Annotated in this window: 9 protein-coding genes; 8 read left to right on the forward strand and 1 reads right to left on the reverse strand. The window is 34.8% G+C overall.

Annotation, left to right across the window (positions count from 1 at the left end):
• A partial coding sequence (locus ACFPQ3_RS00825) for an IS110 family transposase (RefSeq protein ID WP_380433468.1) occupies positions 1-347 on the reverse strand: 347 nt, incomplete at its 3' end.
• A gap of 352 nt (positions 348-699) precedes the next feature.
• Here ACFPQ3_RS00825 and ACFPQ3_RS00830 point away from each other — a divergent pair.
• The 8 genes from ACFPQ3_RS00830 (at position 700) to ACFPQ3_RS00865 (ending at position 8,087) form a co-directional block, all read left to right on the forward strand.
• Positions 700-975: an RNA-binding S4 domain-containing protein gene (locus ACFPQ3_RS00830; RefSeq protein ID WP_156807252.1), complete on the forward strand. Its 276-nt coding sequence runs from the start codon at positions 700-702 to the stop codon at positions 973-975.
• Positions 959-1,333: an FtsB family cell division protein gene (locus tag ACFPQ3_RS00835; RefSeq protein ID WP_156807251.1), complete on the forward strand. Its 375-nt coding sequence runs from the start codon at positions 959-961 to the stop codon at positions 1,331-1,333. Before ACFPQ3_RS00830 ends, ACFPQ3_RS00835 begins: the two co-directional genes overlap by 17 nt.
• Complete coding sequence (locus ACFPQ3_RS00840) at positions 1,333-1,461, forward strand: SP_0009 family protein (protein ID WP_161979752.1); 129 nt, start codon at positions 1,333-1,335, stop codon at positions 1,459-1,461. The genes ACFPQ3_RS00835 and ACFPQ3_RS00840 overlap by 1 nt, the downstream gene beginning before the upstream one ends.
• Positions 1,462-1,505: 44 nt before the next feature.
• Positions 1,506-2,789, forward strand: a complete 1,284-nt coding sequence (locus tag ACFPQ3_RS00845) for a serine hydrolase (RefSeq protein WP_156807250.1) — start codon at positions 1,506-1,508, stop codon at positions 2,787-2,789.
• Positions 2,786-4,042 (forward strand): tRNA lysidine(34) synthetase TilS, encoded by a 1,257-nt coding sequence (gene tilS / locus ACFPQ3_RS00850; protein ID WP_156807249.1) that lies wholly within the window; start codon positions 2,786-2,788, stop codon positions 4,040-4,042. Before ACFPQ3_RS00845 ends, tilS begins: the two co-directional genes overlap by 4 nt.
• Before the next feature lie 11 nt (positions 4,043-4,053).
• Complete coding sequence (gene hpt / locus ACFPQ3_RS00855) at positions 4,054-4,596, forward strand: hypoxanthine phosphoribosyltransferase (RefSeq protein WP_156807248.1); 543 nt, start codon at positions 4,054-4,056, stop codon at positions 4,594-4,596.
• Between the two features lie 10 nt (positions 4,597-4,606).
• The gene (gene ftsH, locus ACFPQ3_RS00860) at positions 4,607-6,565 is read left to right on the forward strand and encodes an ATP-dependent zinc metalloprotease FtsH (protein WP_156807247.1); all 1,959 of its coding nucleotides are present in this window, start codon (positions 4,607-4,609) and stop codon (positions 6,563-6,565) included.
• A gap of 133 nt (positions 6,566-6,698) precedes the next feature.
• Positions 6,699-8,087 (forward strand): APC family permease, encoded by a 1,389-nt coding sequence (locus ACFPQ3_RS00865; RefSeq protein ID WP_156807246.1) that lies wholly within the window; start codon positions 6,699-6,701, stop codon positions 8,085-8,087.
• Positions 8,088-8,310: the final 223 nt, after the last annotated feature.

Here is an 8,310-nt window from a genome sequence, read left to right on the forward strand (position 1 = left end):
AGCAGTCCGATACGAATCAATTTGGCAATCCAGAAAGCATCTTTTTTATCTGTTTTTTGACCAGGGATGGCTTTCATATGTGCTGGATTCGCTAAAATGACCTCAAAGTCTTGGCAGAGCGCATGCCAAACGGGTTTCCAATAGCCTCCTGTACTTTCGATGCCAATAGCTTGTACTTGAAAAGATGTGAGAAAATCATGACATTGTTGTAAACCTTCTGTCGTTGTATCAAAGCGAGCCTCTTCACGTTTGGGACGAGTACTAGTGAGAGAACCGTGTAAGATACAGACAGCTATCATAGCTTGGTGAATATCAATGCCAGCACAAGATGTATAGATGATATCCATAGTCGTTTCCTCCTAACTAATGATGAGGACTTGTCTCTCTAATAGTAGTCGTATTTTTATACTCATGATTCTTAGGCGATATTTTGGGGTTCTCGTAGATAGAGTGGATTAGTTTGTCCCTAGATAGATTTTATCATTAAGTTATCAACCACAAAGCCCTCACTAAGAGTATAGCACTTAGCGAGGGCTTTGCCTATTGGTTGTCATTGTTTTGTAGGTGTGGGCTCTTCACCATCGTGATGGTTTGTCCCACTCTCTTTCTATGACATTTTGGTAACAAAACGGCCATGCTCTGCCTTTTTTTAAAAAAAGTGGTAAAATGAAAAAGTTAGTGAATATGGGGAGGTTTCTCATGAGATTAGATAAATACCTTAAAGTATCAAGAATCATCAAACGCCGTACGGTTGCTAAGGAAGTCGCAGATAAAGGGCGGATTAAAGTCAATGGTGTGTTAGCAAAATCATCCACAAATCTCAAATCAGGAGACGAAGTTGAAGTTCGTTTTGGTAATAAGTTATTGACGGTGTGCGTTTTGGAAATGACAGATAGTACGAAAAAAGAAGATGCTGGCAAAATGTATGAGATTATTAGCGAAACAAGGATAGAAAAAAATGAGCAAGAAGTCTAGTGTTGTTCAACTGAATAATGACTTTATTCAAAATGAAAATCAACGTCGACGCTATGAAGAAGAAGAAATCAGCAAACGTCATCGCTTCATAGGATTTATTATGGTCATTATCGTTCTTCTTTTTATCTTGCCAACCTATAACTTAATGTCTAGCTATGTAGAGTTGCAGGAGAAAAAAGAAACTATTATACAACTAAAAAAAGATGTTGAAGAATTGACAGAACAAATGAAGGAAAAAAAAAACTTAGCTGAGCAATTAAAAAATGAAGAATTTATCCTCAAGTATGCACGCGCCAAATATTACTACACCAGAGATGGAGAAGTGGTGTATTCTACACCAGATTTATTACCAAAATAATGGATGATTTAATAAAAATAGTTGAAACTTTCTTGGCTTATTCTGAAGAAAAATTGGAAGAACTGGCTGACAAAAACAAGTCTTTAAAAATTGATAAAAGACAATCAGAACAAGTCTTTAAAAAATAAATACCGTATTAAAAAATTTAGGGAAATTAATGGAAAGGGGATGTATGAAAAAAGTATTTGTTTTATTTTTAGTCTTATCTATTTTTACTCCCCTTAATATTGTTAGTACGGAACAAATGATTACAGAGGCGCCTCGAGATGTCCAGTATCAATTAACAAAAACAATATCCAATCAATTGACCGATTATACAACGATTCCAGAACGTCCTTTAACTTCGATGGAAGTGTTAAGTTATGATGATGTTAACTTAACAGAGCTTTCTCATGCTATTCCTATAAATACCTCACTTAAGATTACTAATCTTCTTTTAAATGAGCAGTTGAACCCGGTTTTTGAACTCTCAGATGGTACTTATCTTCCGGCAAACCAAAAATATATTATTTCGGATGTTGTTATGGAGGAGAAGCTTTTTGAGGGGGAGTTTTGGTTAGAAAAAGGTTTTACTGTCTATGCTAGTCCTTATTATGTGGGAGCAAAAGCTCTGTCTACGAAATTACAGCCATACACTAAGATTGCAGTTATTAAAGAAGCTCAAACCTTACATGGCACTTATTACTATAGTAAAGGTCAGGGATGGATTTCAGATGAGTTTTTATCTCCAGTAGATAATCGCATAAAAAAAGTTCAAACTCTCTTAGAGAATAAATATAATAAAGCAACTTTATCAATTTCTGTTACACAAACCTCAACAGGTTTATCAGCTGGAATCAATCCGGATAAGATTATGTATTCTGCTAGTGTCAATAAACTACCTCTGTTATATTATGTTCAAAAACAGCTAAATCAAGGAAAATTATCATTAACTGATAAAGTAAAATATACCGACAAAGTCCATGATTTTGATGGAGCATTTGATCCTGAAGGAAGTGGTTCAATTAGTAAAATAGCTGATAATGAAGAATACACTATTGAAGAATTAATGAAAAAAGTGGCACAAGAATCGGATAATGCAGCAACCAATATTTTAGCTTATTATGCGACAAATCAGTATGGTAGTGATTACCAAAAAGCAATGTCAGATTTTCCAAAATGGGATATGGAAAAACGTGAAGTTTCTTCAAAAACAGCAGCACAAGTAATGTCAGCTATTTATGAGCAAGGGGGGGAAGTTATTGACTACCTCTCTCACACTCGTTTTGATGACCAACGAATTTCCAAAGATATAGATGTTCAAGTTGCACACAAAATAGGTGATGCCTATGACTTCAGACATGATGTTGCCATTGTTTATACAAATGAACCTTTCATATTATCTATTTTTACAGAAAATATGAGTTACGACGATATTTCAGCTATTGCAAAGGATGTTTATATTATTTTAAGATGATTTATCAAAAATTGCTAAATGAAGTGATCAACAATCATTTTTTTGATCAACATAACAAGGTATTAATAGCTTTATCAGGTGGAGTAGATTCTATGAATTTACTGCACTTTTTGTCTTTATACCAGAAAGATTTAGGGATAAGCCTTGGAATTGCACATATCAATCATAAGCAACGCCCTGAATCAGATATTGAAGAAAATTATCTACGAAATTTTGCTGAAGCACAAGGCTATCCGTTTTATCATATGAATTTTTCAGGGATTTTTTCTGAAAAAGCTGCGCGTGATTTTCGTTATGACTTTTTCGAAAAGGTAATGTTTGAAGAAAGTTATACAGCATTAGTAACAGCTCACCATGCAGATGATCAAGCTGAGACAATGCTGCTAAAGCTCTTGCGAGGTAGCAGGCTCCGCCATTTAACAGGAATAAAAGCTGTTCAGGATTTTGGACCAGGTCAGTTGATTAGGCCCTTTTTGACAATAAAAAAATCTGAACTTCCAGATGTTTTTCATTTTGAAGATAGTTCTAACCAAAGTTTAAACTATTTCAGAAATCGTGTGAGACATGATTATCTACCACAATTAGAAAAAGAAAACCCACAATTTTCAAAATATTTAACAGAGTTAGCAAGGGAAAATCAAATTTTTCAAGTCGCACTTGTTGAATTAACCAGTAAAATGGATGTGACCGATTTGAAATTTTTTAAATCACAAAGTTCAGCTTTAAAAGAAGTTTTATTAGGAAATTATTTAGAGGAGTTTCCAAAACTACAACTCTCTAAAATTCAGTTTACACATTTATTGACACTTTTAGAAAATGACAACACCTATCAAATTCCTTTAAAAAATGGGCATGAATTAGTTAAAAATGAGAAAAAATTTTATATTCAAAAAATCAGTCCCAGGACCGATAGCACTCTAATACCTAAAGTGCTAAAATTTCAAGAAACCTTAATTTTTCAAGGATATAGATTTACATTTTTAGAAACTGGGGAAGGAATAGAGCTTCCTAGTAAAAGTCCTATCTTTCTTCGTGGACGAAAGCCTCAGGATAAAATTGATTTTGGATCATTTTCCAAAAAGCTTCGCAGGCTTTTTATTGATGAAAAAATTCCTAAAAAAGAGAGAACGAAAGCCATTATTGGAGAACAAGAAGGGCAAATCATTTTTGTACAAACAGCTAATAATCTTTATTTGAGAAAATTTGCTGAAAATGGTACAATGAAAGCTACATTAGGTATTCAAAAACTATAAAAGGTGGCAATATGTTAGAACAAGAGATAAAAAAAGTACTCTTCTCAGAAGAAGATATTATTACGAAGTGTCAAGAACTTGGAGCTCATCTTACTAAAGATTATATGGGTAAAAATCCTCTGTTGGTTTGTGTTTTAAAGGGAGCTGTGCCATTTATGGCAGAGTTAGTAAAACACATTGACACTCATGTTGAAATGGATTTTATGGTTGTTTCAAGTTATCATGGTGGAACAAGTTCCAGTGGTGAAGTTAAAATTTTGAAAGATGTAGATACTAATATTGAAGGACGTGATGTGATTTTCATTGAAGATATCATTGATACTGGTCGCACTCTTCTTTATCTACGTGATATGTTCAAATATCGTAAAGCAAAATCAATTAAAATTGCTACACTTTTTGATAAACCAGAAGGACGTGTGGTCGAAATTGAAGCAGATTATGTTTGTTACAATGTTCCAAATGAATTTATTGTTGGTTTTGGCTTGGATTACAATGAAAATTATCGTAACTTACCGTATGTTGGTGTTTTGAAAGAAGAAATTTACAACAAATAAGAGAGAATAGATGAATAATAAAAAACCAAATGGGCTCATGCGCAACTCCTTTGTAACCATTTTGTTACTAGTGACAGCTATTTTTAGTTTTCAATTTTTATTTAGTGACATGGGCGCAGATAGTCAAAAAATTAATTACTCTACTTTAGTAAAACAACTAGAGGCAGGTAAAGTCAAAGAACTCACTTACCAACCAAATGGTGCTATTGTAACAGTTTCAGGAAGTTATACCAAAGCACAAAAGGTTGAATCAGATACTTCTTTTCCATTTTTAGGTAATAGAATAGCAAAGGTTAATAATTTTACTAGCACGTTTCTTGCAAGTAACATTTCTCTTGAAAAATTAGAAACTGCAGCAGATAAAGCTGGAACAGAAATTACAGTAAAACAAGAAAGTTCAATAGGATCTTGGATTAGCACTTTATCACTTTGGATTCCGATGGGATTTTTAATCTTCTTCATGTTCAACATGATGGGGGCAGGACAAGGACGAGGTGGTAATAATCCAATGAGTTTTGGACGTAATCGTGCTAAAGCCTCCAACAAAGATTCTATCAAAATTCGATTTACAGACGTTGCTGGTGCCGAAGAGGAAAAACAAGAGCTTGTTGAAGTTGTTGATTTTCTTAAAAATCCTAAAAAATATAAGGCACTCGGTGCCCGTATTCCTAAAGGTGTTCTTCTTGAAGGTCCTCCAGGAACGGGTAAAACACTTCTTGCAAAAGCTGTTGCAGGTGAAGCTGGTGTCCCATTTTTCTCAATCTCAGGTTCTGATTTTGTAGAAATGTTTGTTGGTGTCGGTGCAAGCCGTGTTCGTGCTCTTTTTGAAGATGCAAAAAAGGCTGAGCGTGCTATTATTTTCATTGATGAAATTGATGCTGTTGGTCGTCGTCGTGGCGCTGGCATGGGTGGTGGAAATGATGAACGTGAACAAACGCTTAACCAACTCTTAATTGAAATGGATGGTTTTGAGGAAAATCAAAGTATCATTGTCATCGCAGCGACAAACCGTTCTGATGTTCTTGACCCAGCTCTCCTTCGTCCAGGTCGCTTTGACCGTAAGATTTTAGTTGGTCAGCCAGATGTAAAAGGTCGTGAAGCTATTCTTCGTGTTCATGCCAAGAATAAACCATTGGCAGATGATGTTGATTTGAAAGTTGTTGCTCAACAAACTCCAGGTTTTGTTGGAGCCGACCTCGAAAATGTCCTAAACGAAGCCGCTCTGGTTGCTGCTCGTCGTGACAAGAAGAAAATTGACGCTTCTGATATTGATGAAGCAGAGGATCGTGTTATTGCTGGACCCGCTAAGAAAGATCGTCAAGTTTCACAAAGAGACCGTGAGATTGTTGCTTATCATGAAGCTGGTCATACAATTGTAGGTCTTGTCTTATCTGACGCTCGTGATGTTCATAAAGTGACGATTGTTCCTCGTGGTCGTGCAGGTGGCTATATGATTTCTCTTCCGAAAGAGGATCAGATGTTACTTTCAAAAGACAATATGAAAGAACAGTTAGCAGGTCTTATGGGGGGACGTGTTGCTGAGGAGATCATTTTCAATGTTCAAACAACGGGTGCCTCTAATGATTTTGAACAAGCGAGTGCTATGGCTCGTGCCATGGTTACTGAATATGGAATGAGTGAAAAACTTGGTCCAGTCCAGTATGCAGGTAGTCATGCTATGATGGCTGGTCAGTTATCGCCAGAAAAAACGTATTCTGAAGAAACAGCACGCATGATTGATGATGAAGTACGCGATCTTCTAAATGCTGCTCGTAATAAAGCAGCTGATATCATCAATCAAAATCGTGAAACACACGCCCTAATTGCACAAGCACTTCTCAAATATGAAACCCTTGATGCAGCACAAATTAAATCTCTTTACGAAACAGGTAAGATGCCTGAAGAAAGTGAAGAACAAGAAGCACGTGCTTTATCATATGACGAAATCAAGGAAAAAATGTCTGAATAAGTATTAATGAGTCTATTGTTTAATAGGCTCATTTTGCTTGTCATAAACATCATATTTATGATAAACTAAGAAAGTTATTATCTTTTTATAGAAATATATTTTTGTTAATAATAAAAAGTATAGGAGGATTTTTATGCATTTTCTTAGAAAAAAAGAAAATCATCATCGTAAAAGTTTAATGAATCGTCACCTAAGAGTTATCGATTTAATCTTTCTTGGCCTAGGCTCTATGGTAGGAACTGGTATTTTCACAATAACTGGTAAAGGTGCTGCTATCTATGCAGGCCCGGCTCTAATAATTTCTATTATTATTTCTGCTATTGCAGTTGGAATTATTGCTTTATTTTATGCTGAATTTGCTTCACGTACTTCAGGAAATGGTGGAGCTTATAATTATGTTTATGAAACACTTGGGGAATTTCCAGCATGGATTGTTGGCTGGTATATTATTATGGAATTTATGACAGCTGTTTCTAGTGTTGCAGTTGGATGGGCCGGATACTTTAAAGGGATTCTTTCAAATCACGGTATCTTATTACCAACTGCCATTAATGGGACATTTGATCCTGAAAAAGGACAGTATGTTGATTTACTTCCAATTCTAGTTGTTTTAGCAGTCACAGGATTGGTTTTAATGAATTCAAAATCAGCTCTGAGATTTAATAGTGTTCTTGTATTATTTAAGTTTTCAGCCTTAGCCATTTTTATTGGAATAGGAGTCTTTTTCATAAATAAAGGGAACTGGTCAGATTTTGCACCATATGGATTTGGAAAAATCTATGGAGGACAAACAGGAATTATGGCAGGTGCTTCAATTATGTTCTATGCCTTCTTAGGTTTTGAATCCATCTCAATGGCTGTAGATGAAGTCAAAGAACCACAAAAAAATATTCCAAAAGGAATTATTTTCTCCCTAAGTATTGTTACGATACTCTATATTATCGTAACACTAGTATTAACAGGAATGGTAAATTATAAAGAACTTAATGTTGATGATGCAGTTGCTTTTGCTCTTCGTCAAGTAGGCTTAGATTGGGCTGGAAATTATGTATCCATTGTTGCTATTCTCACACTTATCACTGTTTGTATTTCAATGACCTATGCTCTTGCACGGACAGTTTATACCATTAGCCGCGATGGTCTCTTACCAAAAGGGCTGAGTAAGGTAACTGAAAAACATAAGGTTCCGAGAAATGCTACGATCGCAGTTGGTATTTTGTCAATGATTTGTGCAGGAGTTTTTCCATTAACCACAATAGCTGAATTTTTAAGTATCTGTACTTTAGCATACTTGATTATTATGTCCATTGCTCTTATCAAATTACGTAAAGATAAAGGTTTACCAAGTAATACAGAATTTAAAACGCCTTTGGTACCATTTTTACCTATTTTTTCAATTATCATTTGTTTATCACTTATGAGTCAGTATCAAACTATTACTTGGTATGCATTTGGAATTTCAACATTCATCGGAATTTTTATTTATCTTATCTATGGTTATAAGCATTCCAATGAAGCTTAGATATTATCTTATTTTCAGGAAAATGCTGCTTTTACATTTTCCTGAAATTTTTTGAAAATATGAAAATTTAAAGAAAAATCTATTGACAAGAAGAGGATATATTTGGTAAGATATATGAGTTGACTCGTAAGAGAGAAAGGCAGATATAGGAAAAAAACTAGAAAAAGTAGTTGACACCGTTAGAAATATTTGCTAGAATAAAGGAGTTGTCTCTAAGGAGAAG

The organism is Streptococcus caledonicus (assembly GCF_042656225.1).
In the GTDB taxonomy this organism is placed as follows: Bacteria; Bacillota; Bacilli; order Lactobacillales; family Streptococcaceae; genus Streptococcus; species Streptococcus caledonicus.